A 16141-nucleotide genomic window follows, 5' to 3' on the forward strand; every position below is an offset into this window, starting at 1 on the left:
ATAATCGCGGTATAGACAAACGCAATCAGATAGGCTGTTTCTAAATCGAGGCAGTCACCGGTAGAGGTGGTTAGAACCCTGCTTCGAATCGCTCTCTCATCATGCAAGCCGATACAAAACAGGCATAGCTCCAACTTGATTCGCTTTGAGGTTTGTCTGGACAAAGCTTCGGAGAGATTTATTCGTCAATTCGCGCCAGAGGAATCGTAGGATCCCGATGTCCCACCGGGCATTGTTGATGGCGACATAATCGGCGTTCTCGTCATCGAGCGGAACGAGTAGTGTCGAGTTATCAAGGCCGGTTTCAGCCACATAGCTTCCGGCTAAATAGTCGAACAATTCCAACATCACTTCGGGGTCGTCGGCAACGAAGTAGTTGAAGATGAACACGCCCTGTTTGGTCTTGTCGACATCACCAATGCGCTTTTCATTACGTGAGGCCATGACATGAACATCCGTCGCTGCGTTCTGAATAGCGTCCATGAGGGTCTGATAGGCCTGTGTTTCCTGGACTTCGCGTGCCGCCGCAGGCGATTTCGTCTCGATGAGTACGGCAACGTCGAATCGAGCAAGGTGGATCGAGTCTTTGTGCTCCTTGATATATGGGAGCCGATGCAGTGGCGGCATGGCAGCTGTCTCGAAGATGGTCGCAGTCTCGACTGCTTCAAGTTCTTCGAGGTGGCGTGCCCGTTCCTTCAGACGGGTCAAGAGTTCCGTCTTCTCGCGCCCGATTGGCAGCAGCGTAAGCGGCAGTGAGCGAGGACGTACCGTGGCCCCGATATGAATATAGCCGAGTGACGATGGTTCGATGAACTGTGCTCTCGAATACGTAGAATCAGCAACGACGGCATACTCTTCTGTGGATGACTCTCGTAATTCGGCCGGTGACTCGGATCCTAATTCTGTTGAACGATACTCGGCATGGTCCGTGTCGTCGGTGGATGAATCCATATCTGAAAGACGGTTGGATGTGTTGTAGGAGTTCGCTCGAACATGTTCTTCTACCGAGCCTGGCCAAAGCAGGGAGTTCATTGGACTCCGTTATGGGAGTTAGACATGTGAACAGCTGGGTGAAGCAGGTACGATCTAACGAACGGTTGCACTTGATGCGCGATTGAGGAAGTACACGGCCAACATGCCGAACAGTAAATCGAGCATCCCGAGCACCACGAGCGACGGGAGGATGATGCCCCAGTCCCAGCCGGAAAGCATGATCACCCGTGCGGCATCCACCCCATACGTAATCGGGTTTACCGAACTCACAGTCTGGAGCCATCCTGGCAATGCGTCTACTGGAACGAATGCTGTGCTCGCAAACAACAACGGGAACTGAACAAGGTTCGTCACAATGCCCGTCACTCGGGTGCTACCGGTCACAACGGCGAGGATATTCGAGAATGCCATGAACCACACCGAGAACACGACTGCCACGGCAAGGATACCGAATATACCGAGCAAGCCGGTTGTCACCGGTGCACCGGCCACGTGCCCGAGCACCACCATGATCAAGGTCGGCACCACGATTAGTAGAAGATCAGAGAGGACTTTTCCGCTGAACACTGCCGTGCGGCTCATCGGTGAAACGAGCGTCTTCTCGAACATTCCGGACTCGATGTCCTGAACGAATCCCGTTCCCGAGCCAGCCGCCGTAATCAGTGCAACTTGAATGACAATCGCCGGGACGAGATACGCGACGTAGTCACCTCCTGGCACGGCGTCCGCAGCGAGTTGGCCGAACACCTGGCTGAACAGCACGAGGAAGATAAGTGGTTGTACCAGTGCGAAGACGAGAACGAACGGTTCGCGCACTTTCTTCAGGTTCCAGCGGAGGAAATTCGTCCAGAAATCTCCGAAAAAGCCGTTGCCGGGAGTTTTCTCGGTAGAGTATTCAAGTTCATCCTCGGGGTGCGAGGGTGTACTCATTCTCGTGCCTCCGTGTGGTGATCGGTCGAGTGGACGTCTTGGTCGCCAACATCATTGACCGACTCGTCAGTCAGTGCGAGGAACACATCGTCGAGCGTCGGCGAGCGGATGGTAAACCCAGTAATCGTGACGTCAGCCTCCGTGAGTCTCACGAGGAAATCGGTTCCGAATTCGCGGGCGTCGGTGGACGTCACGCTGAGTCCGTCCTCTGTCGGCTGAATGGCTTCAATATCATCTGAGGTTACCACCTCGGACTCCTCGATAATTGCTCGGACGTGTTCGACAGCTGTCTCGTTTGGATTAGCGAGTGTGATCTCGATGACCTCGCCACCGATTTCAGCTTTGAGGTCTGCGGGCGAGCCAGTTGCGACAATCTCACCGTCGAGGATGACCGCGAGATTAGAACAGAGTGCGTCGGCTTCCTCTAAATACTGGGTCGTGAGGAAGACAGTTGTTCCCTGTCGATTAATCTCGCGGAAGTACTCCCAGAGGCGGGTACGCGCTGCCGGATCGAGACCCGTCGTCGGCTCATCAAGGAAGACGATCGGGGGCTGATGAACCAATGCCATCGCAGCGTCAAGGCGCTTTTTCTGCCCACCAGAGAGTGTTTGTGCGCGGTCGTCGACATTGGAGCTGAGGCCGACGAGTTCGAGAAGGTCATCGATCTGCGCTTCACGCTCGACGGTCGGGACACCGTAGGCACGGCAAGAAAAACGGAGATTCTCGCGCACAGTGAGTGCCGGGTCGATACTCGTCTCCTGGGCCATGTAGCCGATCGATTCGCGGACAGCGTTGGACTCCGTGAAAGCATCATATCCATTGATAGTAATCTGTCCGGACGTTGGCTGGAGCAGAGTCGTGAGCATCTTAATTGTCGTGGTCTTTCCAGCACCGTTCGCCCCAAGAAATCCGAAGCACTCGCCAGACGGGATTTCGAGTGAGACGTCCGTCACTGCCTCAGTACCGTTCGCATACGTCAGTTTGAGACCGATCGCCTCAATAGCCAACGTTCGGTCGTGGCTGGTCTCTGTCGTGTGGTGGTGGTTCTGCATCGTTGGAGCCTCATCATATAGTAAGAAGATGCATTCCGTGGGTGTTCACTCGAATATGTTCGGAGACTGGAACACGGCAGTGCCAGCTCTCTCCGATCCATGGCTCCGCAAGTGTTAGAAATCATGTAGTGAACCAGCCCTCGACCACTTAGGGGAGATCCATTCAACGACCTGCTGACCCAGCGTCCGGAGATTGGTCACTCGGTCGTGAGGTAACTCGTCGTCTTCGCACGTCGCTTCGGTCGCAATGCCGACCTGCGTTGTGAGTACCTGTGCGCCGAGTGTCGTACAAATCGTTCGGAGCTGATTCAGCGCAGGTGTGGGTTCCGATTTTCTAGCAACGCCAAGTAAGCCCACCGGCGTGCCGTTGAACTCATCGGGTCCGCAGTACTCCAGTGCATTCTTCAATTGTGTCGAGTACGAGTCGTGCCGAGATGAGGTAGTAAGCAGAACGGCATCAGCTTGGGAGATGCAACGCATGACGACGACCGCATAGCGTGATTCCGGAGGATCCGGATTATATAACGGGAGGGTCAAAGCAGAGAGGTCCAGGAGATGGGTTGCTGCTCCTGTATTTCCAGCCCCGATCAGCGCCTGAGTAAGTGCCTGGTGAGCGATTTCGTGCTGTTCGATCGCTCCATGAATGCCGACGACGTAGAATTGCTCTGCCGTGTCCTTCGAATGATACGTCCGTGATTCCGTGGGAGTTCTATTTATCATTGAGTAGTGTTGCTGCGCGTAGTTCGCGTGGTGATGCAGGTTGCTGGCCGGTCGTGCTGACTCTGAACGATCTCCCAAACAGGTGACGAAAACTGTCAACCTGTGATTCGATCTTCCCTAGAGCCACCCCCCGACGAATAACAGCGCAAGGGCGACACCGCCCGCAACGTAGAACGACCTGGCGGCGCTGCGTGCGGCAAGTTCGACACCACCAGGCTCAATACCTGCGACAAGCCACCGACTCGCCACGTTACTCAAGGCCGAGAGAACGAGCCAGAGGCCAACCATCGTCACCACTAGCTGACCTTGTAGCGAATTCAGTGGTGCGTCGGTGATGGCCCCTTGACTCACCATGTAACCCCCAGTCAGAAGCATGAGGACTGGAGCTATCTGCGAAAACCGGGCAAACCGCCCCGTCAGCCAAGTGAGTGCCTCGACGCCGAGACGGCCGTCACGTGCCGCCGGAATAATGAGCGCAGCCATGAACACGGTCCAGCCGGCCCACACTCCACCGACTAGCACGTGCAGGATGTCCATCAGTGTATAGACGGTTACCATCGTGAGAACGACAAGGTCGGCACGTGCCCTGGATGTTCACTCTAACATGTTCGTTGACAGGCGGATGTTTCTGGTCATCGATATCGGCGTCTGTCCAGCGCTCGGATGGGGCCCATCTCGGAAGCCGATGAAGGCGGTATTGGCTCGGATGGCTATCTCACTCATTGACCCGTGTTGAAAATTGCACCGAAGAGCGTCGATTTCCCTGAGTGAGGAGTGTACTCGAACGATTAGACAATCAGGTCACGTCGCGCTTATAAAATACCAGACTGGTAACCAATACGAAGCCGACGAGATACGCGATGAGTACGAGCGTGGCTTGAGTCGAGCCAACAGTTGCTTCAACGCCAGCTTCGCTTACCTCCGACGACGACGGGATCACCGCAGCAGCTAGCGAACTCGCATTCGACCGCGGTAGGGCCGCCGAGAGATCAGCTAAGATATTTGATGTTTGCCTTCCAACATCGAGGACTCCTTCCACTAGTAGGAGGTGGACTAACCCGAGTCCAATGGCGAGTGATGTTCCCCGAAATAGGGTGGCGAGCGCGGCCCCAAACACCGCCCAGACAGCCAGAATCAACCATCCGCCACCGATTGCTATCAGAACGTCCCACATCGATGGCCAGTTCACTGATGCATTCTCAATTGTGGCAATAGTGTAACTGCTTATCGCAGCAGACACAAACACTGTAAGCACGAATGCGAGTACAACACCGGAGAGAACCAGTAGCTTGCCGGTTAGCACGCTTAGCCGTCCCGGTCGCTGGACAAGAATCGTTTTAAACGTACCCCAGCTGAACTCGCTGCCCATGATGAGTACGCCGAGCACGAGTGCGAACGCACTGGCGAAGACCGGGAAGCCAGCGATCACTGTCGCAATCATCTGGTCTGGCAACATGGTTGTCAACATCTCTTGCTGTGCAGCAGCGGAAACGCCGCTCCCAGGATTGGTATAGGTGACATATGAAACACCATAGTTAAATGCTACTGACAGTGTGGTTCCAACCACAATCACAACCCAAATGGCTGGTCTTCGAATTGCTTTGTCCAATTCCGCCATGAAACTATCTGAGATGGTTGTCGACATTTTAGTCATTTCGATCATTTACTGACTTCCTCCGGTTAATTCTAGGAACGTGTCTTCGAGCGATCGCTCAACAGGTCGCACTTCCTTGACTGTCATCCCGCCCCTAACCAATACTCGAGTGATCTCACCCGCCTGCACAGTATCTGGAGTCAGCAGAAGTGCACCATCTGACTCTTGTACGTGTTCGTCTCCAATCATCCCTTCCAGGAGCTGTTTAGCCTGATCCAACGGCTCAGCTCGCACGAGCAATTCGGCGTGGCCTCGAAGCTCGTCAACCGTTCCCTCGGCGATCAGCTCTCCGTTCTGTATTACCCCAATTCGATCACAGATTTGTTCCACTTCACCCATGAGGTGACTAGAGAGCAATACCGTCCGTTCCCCCTGGCCGATATTCCGGATGAGTGTGCGCATCTCCGTCATCCCCTTAGGATCCAAGCCGTTGGTTGGTTCGTCGAGGATCAGTAACTCGGGGTTCTTTAACAGGGCCGCAGCTACCCCTAACCGTTGCTTCATACCTAAGGAGTACGTCTTGAACTGATCCCTCGCCCGATCGGTCAACTCGACCTCGTGCAACACGGTCTCAATTCGAGATGATGAGATACCAGCGTATCGTGCTAGTACATGTAGATTGCGCCTCCCTGTGAGATAGGGATAGAAGGCAGGTGATTCCACTAGTGCTCCGACCCGTGCAAGCCCCGTTGCGGTTCCTGGCTGCTCACCTAGCACAGTAGCCGTGCCAAAAGTTGGCCGAATGAGACCAAGTAGCATCCGCAGTGTTGTCGTCTTGCCTGCTCCATTAGGACCGAGAAATCCATACACTTCGCCTCGACGCACGGTGAGATCAAGACTATCTACGGCGGTAATATCATCGTAGCGCTTGGTGAGATTAGTGGTTTCAACAATCGCCGACTCCATCGACTGATCCCCTCGTGTGTCTCTGATATCGTTTCTTTGTTCGCTCTCAGTGCGAAGCGACTGATGTGCACTCTGCTGTGTTTTGGTATTGGATGATTTCACAGAACACAGTTGGCGAGCGTGTGACGTGGATGTTTACTCGAACATGTTTTAATTGATGTCAAGAGGAACATGTTCGACTGAACATTCGTGTGGCAGTCGAACCAATCGGCGATTGATGACGCCGAAAATAACAGGTTTACAGAATTGCGTAGTATTGGTATCCGGAAGTTCCTCTGGAATTGGCCGGGGAATCGCCATCGCCTTCGGCCGGGAAGAGGCCCGTGTGGCGATTACCTATCACTCCAATCGGGATGGGGCAGAGGAAACCGCTGATCGCGTGCGCGAGGTTGGTGGGGACGCATTCGTCATACAATACGATATGACCAATCACGAATCGATTGACACAGCGGTGCAAACGGTGATCGATCACTGGGGGACGATCAATGTGCTCGTGAACAACGCTGTTCCATCGGATCTACGTCCCATTCCGTTTGAGGATATTCAACTGGCAGAGTGGCAGCGGTTGGTCCATGGAATTCAGGATGGAGTCTTTCATACAGTCCAAACAGCATTTCCGGCCATGCGAGACGCTGACTGGGGACGGATCATCAATATCTCCTCAAGCTCAGCCGAAATCGGATCGGAAAATATGGCCCCCTATGCAACAGCCAAAGCTGGCATCCATGGCTTGACCCGCGTGTTGGCCACCGAACTTGGTGAGACGGGTATCCTCTCGAATGTCGTGATGCCAGGCATGGTGCTGACCGAGAAAAATCTTGAGCAAGTGCCTCAATCCGACCGCGAGGCAATTGCGGAGCAGACGCCCTCGAAGCAGATCACGACGCCCAAGAATGTTGCTGACCTTGTCGTATTTCTCGGATCTCCAGCCAACGGCAACATCAACGGAACAATTGTTCCTGTAACGGGAGGGCTGAACTTACAACGATAATTAACCAGGCCAGGTCATAGGAACAGACGTGTCATGAAGATTCGGTCGAAGGTGTTCGTGAATATAGTATAGAGCTCTTGGAAATCATAATTGAGTAATGCTGCCAACTAGCAATCAGCACGATACACTCCCGTATGAATCGATTCTTGTGCTCACGGATGGCAGCGAGCGAGCGAAACGGATCGCCGAATGGGAGCTCGTCTTCCGTGAAGCGTCCGAAGCAACGATTCATCGCATCGATGTCCTCGATTGTCTTGACTCCGGTGCGATCATCCAGACCGATGATGGTGGCGGTCAGAACGAACACAGACAACCGGAGCGATCCTCCTCACGGTTATCACCTCACTACCCAGTGAACCGAAGCTATGGATGCGTGTCTGCGATCGATGTGCTTCACGGTATGCCGCATGAAGCGATTCTTGATTATGTCGCAGCGAACCTGATCGACTGCATTGTTCTGAGCACACACGAGCAGACTTCCCCCAACCAATCGTTCCTCGAGCAAACTTTCACTCGCATCCATCAGGAAGCACCCGTTCCAGTGATTAACATCGACGAGAGGGCTAGTCAATACACCACTCAGCGCGAACTTGCTCACTACGCGAGGGAGCACAGTCGTCCATCTGAACAGAAATAAGAAAGCGTCCGAGTGATTTGCAGCTTGATTACTTATCGGAGATCCATTCTAGCAACTGCTGGTCAAATCGTAGCTTCGTTTGTTCACTGCTCTTGATTGGCTTTTCGTTGTATGGCTGTCGGAGAAATCAGTGCCGTTGATCCTGTTCACCCTTTGGAGTAGACGTTACACCACGCATCAGGAGCTATTTCTCCCTTCACTCGGGTACACGTGCCTGTGGCGTCACCATTTTCCGCGGTCCTATAAAACCGACAGTTCGAGCATTGTTGATTTCCCTTGGGATGGTCTTGATAACTCACCTGCCCTTTTGCTGCCTTGCCAGTGCTGTTTGAACACCCCGCCATGGATAGCACGCCCCCAGTTCCCAGTAATTGAAGGAACCGTCGACGGGCTGCCGTTGTTCGAGCTGAATCTAGCTTTTGGTTGGACTGTGAGCCGTCATCTTGCGGTATGTCTTGTGTGTGCGAACTCCTATGGGTATGGCTAGATTGTGTTGGCGAGTCGGTTGTGGTCTGCCGAGATTCGGTATCGGATGACATCACATTACAATTCTAGTGAGAAGAATCGTGGATGTTCACTCTAACATGTTCGTATACATGATCTAGTTGACGTCTTCTTTATGCGGAGACGGGTGCTATCTGGAGCTACGACTGGCCAATCAGTACTGGCTAAATGCTTTCTTTGAACCACCACCGAATTCGTTACCCTCCGTTGGGCCAAAGACAATAGAGTGCATAAAGTACACTCTGATTCGAGTAACTGCTGACGAATGCTACCGACAGAGCAAGTTAGTACTGTCGCTGGTCGCTCGAATATGTTCGCGATTACATGAATAACCCTGACAACCTAATAGACGATATATGCCCAGAGCACAATTGAAGGCCAAAATTCCTGGTGGACCAGCCGCCCTCTCAGCCCAACATCCGGACGATGAGTTCCGAATTCTAGCTAGCAACCCGACAGAGGATGGGCTGCTAGCGATCCTCGAAATCCGGACTTCAGACACTGAAGCTCTCGTTCGAGATCTCGACGAAGTATCTTGGTTGACATCGTATGACTTACTGCATGCCGATGAACAGACCCTACTCATTCAATACTCGCTCCCATTCATACCCCCACCGTATCGTGCCCTGATCGCCTCGGAGAACCTGCCACGCTTCCCCTTGGCCATTCGCAATGGATGGGTGATCTCCGATATAACTACCTCACATGAGCGGCTATCGAGGTTCAAAGATGAGTTAGACGCGACTGGCCTCACATATGAAATTATGTCAGTCACACAATCGACCGATCCGACCGATCTATTGACTGACCGCCAACACCGTTTCATGACCGAAGCCATCGAGTACGGTTATTACGATACCCCGCGAGGATGTTCGCTCACCAACCTTGCCGACGAACTGGACGTCAGCAAGTCGACTGCGAGCGTCGTACTCCATAACGCTGAAGAGACCATCATTAAGGAATTCTTTGCAGAATCAGTTGAATAGACCGTGGCTTACTATTACGTTGTCTCTCTTCTCCAGGAGCACAATTACTTCGCACACCCCCGTTATGGTGTCATCTCATAGTCTGGCTTTTGCTCAGTGACTCGTCTTTTCGAATGCGCGAAGGTGTTCGCATGAGAAACTACGATACATGCGCTCCTCTCTTCGACTTGTAGTATATCCATGCCAGAAGACGACCGAGTTCCGAAAGCATTGCCAGCCGGCGATAATCAAGATATCAAACAGTATGTCGAACAGGTTATTGAAATAGTGTCGTCGTGGCCAGGGGTCACGACTGGCGACGGACGATTTAACTCCACCACGTTCAGTCTCGGACAGAGAGAGATCGGACACGTCCATCCACATCAACTAGGGCTGGTGGATATCAGCTATCCACAACCGCTTCGAGAACAGTTGCTTGTGGAAGGTCACACTGAGAAACATCACGTGGTTCCGAACCGTGCAACAACCTTTGCTATCGAATCCGAAGACGACATTAAACAGGCAGTCTTCCTACTGCGTCTTTCCTATTTACATCACGCGAGCATGCTTGAGCAAACATCTGATATCGAAGAACAAGTTGAGAATATTGATCTCGATGTTGAGGCCGAAATCCGGCAATTGAAGCTCAGTGATGAGCTTCGCGCAGTCCTCACCCAGATCATCAATTCCGAGTAAATCAGACTCCTCATTTAGAGACCGTTCCGTCACCGGTCTATGTAGAAATGCGGATTCGATGAGTGCATCCAGCTACTTATAATTGATATGGATAGAATTGGTTCACAATTACCATATATAATATTGCATATATGGCAATTATATAGGTGTGCCGAAATGCTATTGAACCTGTTGATTCATTCATCTTTGGTTACGACAGCGCCCCCTCAGAGATTCCGATCTTCATGAGTTCTTATCGCTCAGAAGGTGGTTATCTTGGTGTGGAAAAGTGAAATCGAACGGTCTAGCAGCTGTACTAGTCCGACGCTTCGTTTGTGAGCACGAGCTCGTAAAAGTGTGGATTTGGTTTGGCAGCGGCCATCGCCTCTCCCATCTGTTCTTCCCAGTCGGTGAGTTGTGAACTGCCTGGAACGCTTCTCGATTTTCGAACTGCACGTAGTTGACGACACGCTCGCCGTCAAGACTGCGGTGAAGACTCAGAGAGACGAATCCTGGAATCTCACTCATCGACTCGACGGTTTCCTGAATCTCGTCGAGAAGTTGTTGCTGGTTTTCGGGGTCGACATCAAAAACGTTTATTAGTGTCGCGCCGACCGTTTCATCGCCAATTTTGGCCATGAATCACTGTCCTCCGGAATTGGATTGGAGTTGGCGAGTGGCGAAAAGTCCGAGGGCGATACCAAGTCCGAAAACGACGAAACGAGGTGGACCCTGCTGCGTGGACTACCCATGATTTTCGTTCGATTCAGTTCGTGCACCGTCCGTACTCTGCACCTTCGATTGAATTGGACATGACTTTGGAGTCATCACTCAAACAGACGTGCCGTTATCCCCTCAAAATTTGGTCGAACATGTTTCATCGTTGTCTTCATATATATTTATTTAACTATTAAATATATAGAATTTTATTGCCAACGCGAAATTGCTTGTCCGCCAAAAGCTAGAAATGGCTTTTCAGTCGTTTTGTCTATTTCTATACATTCGCCTACTTCAAGTCATAATTGTAATATTGGCATCTATTCTGAGACAAAATTGTTATCTCCCTTAACGAACGACGAGATAGGAAAATAATCCGGTGGATCCACCTACTATGAAGACCGCCGTCCGTTCTGTACCAGCCTGAATGATTTCAGGGATGATCCCGAAGTCGTGATGCTCGCTCCTCAAACTCTTCATCTTCGATTTCACCACGTGCGTAGCGCTCACGGAGCACTACGAGTGCATTATTGGCGTTCGTGCTACTAGTTTGTCGAGTGAGGAAGTACATCACAATCCCAATAGTAGCGGCCAAGACGATCAGCCAGAGAAGGGGCCAGAGGAATCCGAACCCCCATCCCCATCCTCCGCCGCCCCAGGAGCCGCTTTCTAGCCCCATTCGAAGTTGCAATGCGATCGTATTCGCACTACTCGTAATCTGGTGAACCGATCCCGCGAGCAGATTCTGGAACATTCTATTCACATATTCTAAGAAGCGGGCATTTGCCATGGCTTTTGACTCGAACATATTCACTGAGGGTACAATCCAATGCGTTGCAATTCGATGAATATCGTATTCATCGAATCAACTCAAGGAACTGACCGGCTAGAATAGGAGCGCTACTGAATGCTAACTCGCTGCACACACTGTTGTGAATGAGCTCTGAACGTACGTCACCCAGAGATCACACACGAGCGGCGGGAGTGCCTCCGCGAACGCCTGTCCGTGGCCCATGCTCATGTAGACGTGCAATCGATCGTCGTCCGGCTCTGACGTGGGCACGGGAAACAACAACGTGATCGGGCGGGACTGCACGATGGAGAACTCCCCGTCCGTGAGACACCACTTGATGTCCTGTGGACACTCGAACAGCTCACTAGCCGCTGACGGTACTCAATACTTGTCTCCCGACTACTCAACCACATGACCACCTCGGTCGGTCGTTACCGTCGCCCCGTTCGATTCCAGCCGCTCACATAGCTCGAGCAATTCGTTTGGTGGATCGGGAGCCGAATCATCGCCGCTTTCGTCGTCTTCGATACTTTCCTCGGCCGAGTCGGTTGTCTCTGCCATCGCCTCATTAGGATTCGAGTTGCGACTGAGAGTCGACAAAACTGAAGGGGTCAGAATATTAGTATGAGCTACTAATCAGCGGTGACCGATTGCGAGCTTGCAATCTCAGCTGTCTCGATCACAGTCAGGGGGGAATCGTCGTTCTGAAGAAGGTGAGTGGTTCGAGCGGACGAAACATGCTTACCGGAGGGCGTGGGGGTGGCTGTTTTCACTTCCGCTTATGATTTTGTGGAGAAGTCAACCACGCAGGTTAGTATAAAATACCAACCTACGAGAATCCACTTGCTAAATACAGAGCGTGTATTCAGCAGAAACTCTCTCCTCAGTACTAGTTCGAAAAAGTACTTCCCAGATCACCGGTCGGGCAGGTTTACACGAATCGACTTATAGAGGGCCGGTTCTAACTCGCTGTCCCGGTACCCTGCGGCGAGATTGACGTCTACGGCCCAGAACCGGTCCTCGTCATCTTTGACGAAGTCGATCCCGACGCCGCGAAGATCGAGTCGGGTGACGAGGCGGCGAAGACGCCGTGTAAGCGTCGGTTTAGGACGTACCTGGTTCAGGAATCGTTTGGGGCCGTGGAGCTTCGAGGTGACACGCTTGGCCGCCGTTTGGACTCGCGCTCCATCGTTGACGGCGTAGTACTTGTAATCGATGGGCTCCGTGTGGATCCGCTCTTGATAGAATCCTCCCTCACCGTTCAGTTCGGGGTCGCCGTGCCAGATGTAGCAGGGCTTTGCGACGTACTCAAACTCGGGTTTTTCGAAGGTTATTTGAGGAGTGCGAAATCCGACCGTCTCTAGCGCTCGTAGCCCGATTAGCCGCGAACTCAATGCAATCGTTGCGACGAGGTTATTCCACAAGGGCGTCCCGGTTCGCCGTGCATACCTGAGAACGGGGAGATTAAGTGGAAACACCTGCTTGTTGACGAGCAGAGCGAGATCATCGATGTGGGTCGGAGAGAGTTCGGATCGCGGATCGAAGAATCGAACTGTATGTCCTGCGTCCCGAAGTTGGCTGGCAACAGCAGTGAACACCGGCTGATCATCAGCACAGAGGATCCCGATTTGCTTCGCGTCGGCTGTCTTCATAGATAACAGATGTCTGTGTGGCAGGGAAGATAATCCTTTGACATAGTCTTGCACCAACGGATTCGAACGCCGACACGACCGATTTTCAATAGTGACAGAGCCGTACAACGTGCAAAATATGCGCTCTCTATTCAGCACGCCATTTCTATCACCCTCTGAGAATTTCAACAGAGCCGTTACAGAGTAATCCACCACATTCGAAGAGGAAAGGGATAGGGCGAGACGATCACACGGCTCGTAACGCTGCCTTCTTCCAAGACGGGAACGATGATCTCAGATGGAGATTGGTTTTGTTCACTCAATTCGGATAAGTGAAGTCGAAAACTCCGAATCCGTTATCGTCTGTATCGGTGGTCTTACCACCGCTACCCACATTTGGATCGTCATCTTCCGTATCGATCACGCGATCCGCAACCGACAATCCTACCATGTGTGATTCACTCATGAGTTCGAATTGCAGCTGAATTCCGATAAATCGGGGGTGACATCGGTTAGTATAAGCTCCTAACGGGTGAGCAACTTGGTTGAAGGCTCGCACTCTCGATCTACTCAATCAAAATCAGGGATCAGACCGGGAAAGTGCTGGTTTGAAGCTGATGGATGGTGCGAACAGACGAAATATGCTTTCCCGAGGGCGGCAACCTGATGGATTTCACTTCCGCTTACAGAATTCAGGAGTAGTGATCCTCGGCCCTTGATTTGCCGTTTACAGTTTAACGGCGCTCATCGACGCAATGATATTCGCTTCAGTGGGTGCAGCGAAATATGGCTCAATAGCGTCATAGCTCGACCACCCACCGAGCGCCATCACGATTCGCGGTGACACGTTCTCCTCAACGAGTAGGTGGTTCGCCCAGCAGCGGCGGAGATCGTGCGTTGAGACGCGCCGATAGTCGTCGTTGTCCGTTTCGTCGGCAGCGTGGTCGGCAGCGTTCTCAACCCAGTACTGGACGGTACGTTTTGACCGTCCAATCAGGGGGTCGTTGCCCCGAAGATCGGCCTGCTGGACGTAGCGATTGATCGTTGCCTCGATCTCGACCGGCAACCACGTCTCGCGCTGCTTCCCGCCGTCGTAGCTCCCGGTCGTGTCTTTCCCGTTCGTGACCTCTAGCTCGTAGTGGCGTCCGTCGTCCATACGTGAGATGTCGGAGGGCGTGACGCCGAGAACTTCCGTCACTCGCAGACCACAGTCGCCCATCAATCGAATGGCGATCTCGTGTTCGAACGAGTCGCTGAAATCCGATCACGCGGCACATATGCAATTAATCATCCAACTGATGGAGCAGATACTTCCAGCCGTCACTTCCCACCACGCACTCAACAATAATCTATCCGAACTATACGAATAACTGCGCACAGATTAGAGCGACACTCGTCAGTGAACATCTTGGCGCACAGCGTCTGAACCCACTTTGTGAAAAATCAATTCTCCTATTCGTCGTCAATGGAAAGATACAGGAATGACACACATAGAAATAGATTAACACGTGTCAAGGATTACTATTCGCCAGATTGGAATCTTGCTTGTTTCTCTTGGAATCGGACTCATGCCGCTATCGCTAGTTTTTGTATCGAGCACGTTGAGGCTGTGTCCGGATCACAACCCAGATATTTTCAGCATTGATTTGAGTCGAAGCAGGATCACCGGCGTTGATTTGCAAAGAATGACGCTGTCTTGGTATGATGGCTGTAACTATGCTACTTCCTCACTGCTTCCTCTTTTTCTGGGACTTTGTTTGGTCGCTGGTGGATTACTCATAGTCGTTGGATCAACGATCCGCCGTAATACCTGAGTTGGCTACCAGTCTAATACGATTACAGATACATGAAGTGCTGTGAACGAGTGGTCTAGTTCCGCTTAGATTCCAATACGGTAATGAATACACCGAATGTCCGATGAATCCACAAACGCGAAATTGAGCTATTCACATGATCCGACCTCTCACAGAAGCCGGGTTCATGTGAGTGAATATGACTAATGTGGATCTTTTCGAATATTCAATCGTTACTTGTGCCATTTCACTGACGATCGTACAGAGGAGTGAAACTGATAGTCTCACGGAGAGAATCATTCACTATGTTGAGTGCCTGGTCAGCGACCCCATTGAAAGGGCGAGCAGGACAAGCGTTTCTTTTCCTCCTCTATTTGGTACTTACAGTCGGCCTTGCGACCATGGTTGCCTTCACATTCGATGCTAGTGGTGGTGCGTTTCTTCTCGTTCTTATTACGACCGGTCTAGTTCTTTTTCTCCCATTCTGGAAATTATATAAGAGAACATTGACGGAATTGTTGGACGAATAGATGAGATTCTCCTGAGCTGATCACATTCTTTTGAACTCATTCTTATACTAATCAACGAAGTGAGTGACGTTCACCCGATCGCATCTCTTGCTACCATCAAAACCACCATGATACTCACTAACAGATTATAAAATGTCGGGTCAGGTTGTTTGCCATCAGGTTTGTCATCGCCTGACAAAACGTGGGTTGCTCGTGATGCCATTCACCTGTCCCACGTTTCATAAAAACGTCGACAAGCGCCAAATAACTATTATTGTAAGCATCAATCTCCTCTCATCGGGTGACGTCTTGTTCAAATCCATTGGTTCATAAGCCCGGCATTTGTGGGGACTCCGCCCACTATCCTCACGAGATCAGTGCGTTGAAGAAGAATTGACATTCATTTCAGAACCACGATTGAATCGGAAATGATGCCGAACTCGGGGGGTGTATGGCACGCGTGAGGTCTCCATATGATGGCTACGGGTATCGGACTGCCCTCTTTCGAATCTTGTTGAGCGGTCAGCTCGACTACACAGAGTGAAACCACATCGAAAAATGGTTTCACACTCAAAATACATATCGACTGCTTCCTTATTGTCTGGGTAGACAATCGGCTAAGCGACCAGCGATGAATTGATCAATTTATGCATTACTATAACCACCAAAGA

General features: G+C 51.7%; 18 protein-coding genes and 1 pseudogene. 4 read left to right on the forward strand and 15 right to left on the reverse strand.

What is annotated here, in order from left to right:
- Positions 1-99: 99 nt before the first annotated feature.
- From LIX15_RS31440 to LIX15_RS31470, 7 genes are all read right to left on the reverse strand, one after another.
- The gene (locus LIX15_RS31440; RefSeq protein WP_227778734.1) at positions 100-951 is read right to left on the reverse strand and encodes a hypothetical protein; all 852 of its coding nucleotides are present in this window, start codon (positions 949-951) and stop codon (positions 100-102) included.
- Between the two features lie 135 nt (positions 952-1086).
- Positions 1087-1923 carry an ABC transporter permease gene (locus LIX15_RS31445; protein WP_227778735.1) on the reverse strand — a complete coding sequence of 279 codons (837 nt, stop codon included), beginning with the start codon at positions 1921-1923 and terminating at the stop codon, positions 1087-1089.
- On the reverse strand, positions 1920-2975 hold the full coding sequence (locus LIX15_RS31450; protein ID WP_227778737.1) for an ABC transporter ATP-binding protein: 1056 nt from the start codon (positions 2973-2975) through the stop codon (positions 1920-1922). Before LIX15_RS31450 ends, LIX15_RS31445 begins: the two co-directional genes overlap by 4 nt.
- 114 nt (positions 2976-3089) lie before the next feature.
- Positions 3090-3695, reverse strand: a complete 606-nt coding sequence (locus tag LIX15_RS31455) for an NADPH-dependent FMN reductase (RefSeq protein ID WP_227778739.1) — start codon at positions 3693-3695, stop codon at positions 3090-3092.
- A 117-nt stretch (positions 3696-3812) separates the two neighbouring features.
- Positions 3813-4253, reverse strand: coding sequence for a hypothetical protein (locus LIX15_RS31460; RefSeq protein WP_227778740.1), 441 nt, complete (start codon positions 4251-4253; stop codon positions 3813-3815).
- A gap of 238 nt (positions 4254-4491) precedes the next feature.
- Positions 4492-5136: a DUF2705 family protein gene (locus tag LIX15_RS31465; protein ID WP_486327139.1), complete on the reverse strand. Its 645-nt coding sequence runs from the start codon at positions 5134-5136 to the stop codon at positions 4492-4494.
- A 222-nt stretch (positions 5137-5358) separates the two neighbouring features.
- Positions 5359-6255: an ABC transporter ATP-binding protein gene (locus tag LIX15_RS31470; protein ID WP_227778742.1), complete on the reverse strand. Its 897-nt coding sequence runs from the start codon at positions 6253-6255 to the stop codon at positions 5359-5361.
- 217 nt (positions 6256-6472) lie between these two features.
- On the opposite strand from LIX15_RS31470, the gene LIX15_RS31475 reads away from it, so the two are divergent.
- Positions 6473-7246 carry an SDR family NAD(P)-dependent oxidoreductase gene (locus tag LIX15_RS31475; RefSeq protein ID WP_227778743.1) on the forward strand — a complete coding sequence of 258 codons (774 nt, stop codon included), beginning with the start codon at positions 6473-6475 and terminating at the stop codon, positions 7244-7246.
- Positions 7247-7343: 97 nt separating this feature from the next.
- Positions 7344-7883 (forward strand): universal stress protein, encoded by a 540-nt coding sequence (locus LIX15_RS31480; RefSeq protein WP_227778745.1) that lies wholly within the window; start codon positions 7344-7346, stop codon positions 7881-7883.
- Between the two features lie 146 nt (positions 7884-8029).
- Here the strand turns inward: LIX15_RS31480 and LIX15_RS33555 are convergent, their stop codons facing one another.
- A complete protein-coding gene (locus tag LIX15_RS33555) occupies positions 8030-8422 on the reverse strand; it encodes a high-potential iron-sulfur protein (protein WP_345413353.1) in 393 nt (130 codons plus the stop codon).
- 321 nt (positions 8423-8743) lie between these two features.
- On the opposite strand from LIX15_RS33555, the gene LIX15_RS31490 reads away from it, so the two are divergent.
- Positions 8744-9373, forward strand: a complete 630-nt coding sequence (locus tag LIX15_RS31490; RefSeq protein ID WP_227778749.1) for a helix-turn-helix domain-containing protein — start codon at positions 8744-8746, stop codon at positions 9371-9373.
- A gap of 180 nt (positions 9374-9553) precedes the next feature.
- Positions 9554-10048 carry a luciferase domain-containing protein gene (locus tag LIX15_RS31495; protein ID WP_227778750.1) on the forward strand — a complete coding sequence of 165 codons (495 nt, stop codon included), beginning with the start codon at positions 9554-9556 and terminating at the stop codon, positions 10046-10048.
- A 222-nt stretch (positions 10049-10270) separates the two neighbouring features.
- Here LIX15_RS31495 and LIX15_RS33560 read toward each other — a convergent pair whose 3' ends face one another.
- The 7 genes and pseudogenes from LIX15_RS33560 to LIX15_RS31530 form a co-directional block, all read right to left on the reverse strand.
- Positions 10271-10666: an antibiotic biosynthesis monooxygenase family protein gene (locus LIX15_RS33560; protein ID WP_227778752.1), complete on the reverse strand. Its 396-nt coding sequence runs from the start codon at positions 10664-10666 to the stop codon at positions 10271-10273.
- Between the two features lie 511 nt (positions 10667-11177).
- Positions 11178-11498 (reverse strand): SHOCT domain-containing protein, encoded by a 321-nt coding sequence (locus LIX15_RS31505; RefSeq protein WP_227779295.1) that lies wholly within the window; start codon positions 11496-11498, stop codon positions 11178-11180.
- A 156-nt stretch (positions 11499-11654) separates the two neighbouring features.
- Positions 11655-11840, reverse strand: a complete 186-nt coding sequence (locus LIX15_RS31510; RefSeq protein ID WP_227778754.1) for a hypothetical protein — start codon at positions 11838-11840, stop codon at positions 11655-11657.
- Between the two features lie 96 nt (positions 11841-11936).
- On the reverse strand, positions 11937-12098 hold the full coding sequence (locus LIX15_RS31515) for a hypothetical protein (RefSeq protein WP_227778755.1): 162 nt from the start codon (positions 12096-12098) through the stop codon (positions 11937-11939).
- Positions 12099-12451: 353 nt separating this feature from the next.
- Positions 12452-13189, reverse strand: coding sequence for a hypothetical protein (locus tag LIX15_RS31520; RefSeq protein ID WP_227778756.1), 738 nt, complete (start codon positions 13187-13189; stop codon positions 12452-12454).
- Positions 13190-13487: 298 nt separating this feature from the next.
- Positions 13488-13634 carry a hypothetical protein gene (locus LIX15_RS31525; RefSeq protein ID WP_227778758.1) on the reverse strand — a complete coding sequence of 49 codons (147 nt, stop codon included), beginning with the start codon at positions 13632-13634 and terminating at the stop codon, positions 13488-13490.
- Between the two features lie 261 nt (positions 13635-13895).
- Positions 13896-14423: pseudogene (locus LIX15_RS31530) on the reverse strand (tyrosine-type recombinase/integrase); the annotation flags it as partial.
- Between the last annotated feature and the right edge of the window lie 1718 nt (positions 14424-16141).

The organism is Haladaptatus pallidirubidus (assembly GCF_020700235.1).
In the GTDB taxonomy this organism is placed as follows: domain Archaea; phylum Halobacteriota; class Halobacteria; order Halobacteriales; family Haladaptataceae; genus Haladaptatus; species Haladaptatus pallidirubidus.

Excerpts from the sequence above, each read along its gene's own strand:
- LIX15_RS31520 (WP_227778756.1), bottom strand. The coding sequence starts at position 13,189 with ATGAAGACAGCCGACGCGAAGCAAATCGGGATCCTCTGTGCTGATGAT.
- LIX15_RS31505 (WP_227779295.1), bottom strand. The coding sequence starts at position 11,498 with ATGTTCCAGAATCTGCTCGCGGGATCGGTTCACCAGATTACGAGTAGT.
- LIX15_RS31455 (WP_227778739.1), bottom strand. The coding sequence starts at position 3,695 with ATGATAAATAGAACTCCCACGGAATCACGGACGTATCATTCGAAGGAC.
- LIX15_RS31480 (WP_227778745.1), top strand. The coding sequence starts at position 7,344 with ATGCTGCCAACTAGCAATCAGCACGATACACTCCCGTATGAATCGATT.
- LIX15_RS31445 (WP_227778735.1), bottom strand. The coding sequence starts at position 1,923 with ATGAGTACACCCTCGCACCCCGAGGATGAACTTGAATACTCTACCGAG.
- LIX15_RS31450 (WP_227778737.1), bottom strand. The coding sequence starts at position 2,975 with ATGCAGAACCACCACCACACGACAGAGACCAGCCACGACCGAACGTTG.
- LIX15_RS31515 (WP_227778755.1), bottom strand. The coding sequence starts at position 12,098 with ATGGCAGAGACAACCGACTCGGCCGAGGAAAGTATCGAAGACGACGAA.
- LIX15_RS31490 (WP_227778749.1), top strand. The coding sequence starts at position 8,744 with ATGCCCAGAGCACAATTGAAGGCCAAAATTCCTGGTGGACCAGCCGCC.
- LIX15_RS31525 (WP_227778758.1), bottom strand. The coding sequence starts at position 13,634 with ATGAGTGAATCACACATGGTAGGATTGTCGGTTGCGGATCGCGTGATC.
- LIX15_RS31470 (WP_227778742.1), bottom strand. The coding sequence starts at position 6,255 with ATGGAGTCGGCGATTGTTGAAACCACTAATCTCACCAAGCGCTACGAT.
- LIX15_RS31465 (WP_486327139.1), bottom strand. The coding sequence starts at position 5,136 with ATGATTGCGACAGTGATCGCTGGCTTCCCGGTCTTCGCCAGTGCGTTC.
- LIX15_RS33560 (WP_227778752.1), bottom strand. The coding sequence starts at position 10,666 with ATGGCCAAAATTGGCGATGAAACGGTCGGCGCGACACTAATAAACGTT.
- LIX15_RS33555 (WP_345413353.1), bottom strand. The coding sequence starts at position 8,422 with ATGTCATCCGATACCGAATCTCGGCAGACCACAACCGACTCGCCAACA.
- LIX15_RS31475 (WP_227778743.1), top strand. The coding sequence starts at position 6,473 with ATGACGCCGAAAATAACAGGTTTACAGAATTGCGTAGTATTGGTATCC.
- LIX15_RS31495 (WP_227778750.1), top strand. The coding sequence starts at position 9,554 with ATGCCAGAAGACGACCGAGTTCCGAAAGCATTGCCAGCCGGCGATAAT.
- LIX15_RS31440 (WP_227778734.1), bottom strand. The coding sequence starts at position 951 with ATGGATTCATCCACCGACGACACGGACCATGCCGAGTATCGTTCAACA.
- LIX15_RS31460 (WP_227778740.1), bottom strand. The coding sequence starts at position 4,253 with ATGGTAACCGTCTATACACTGATGGACATCCTGCACGTGCTAGTCGGT.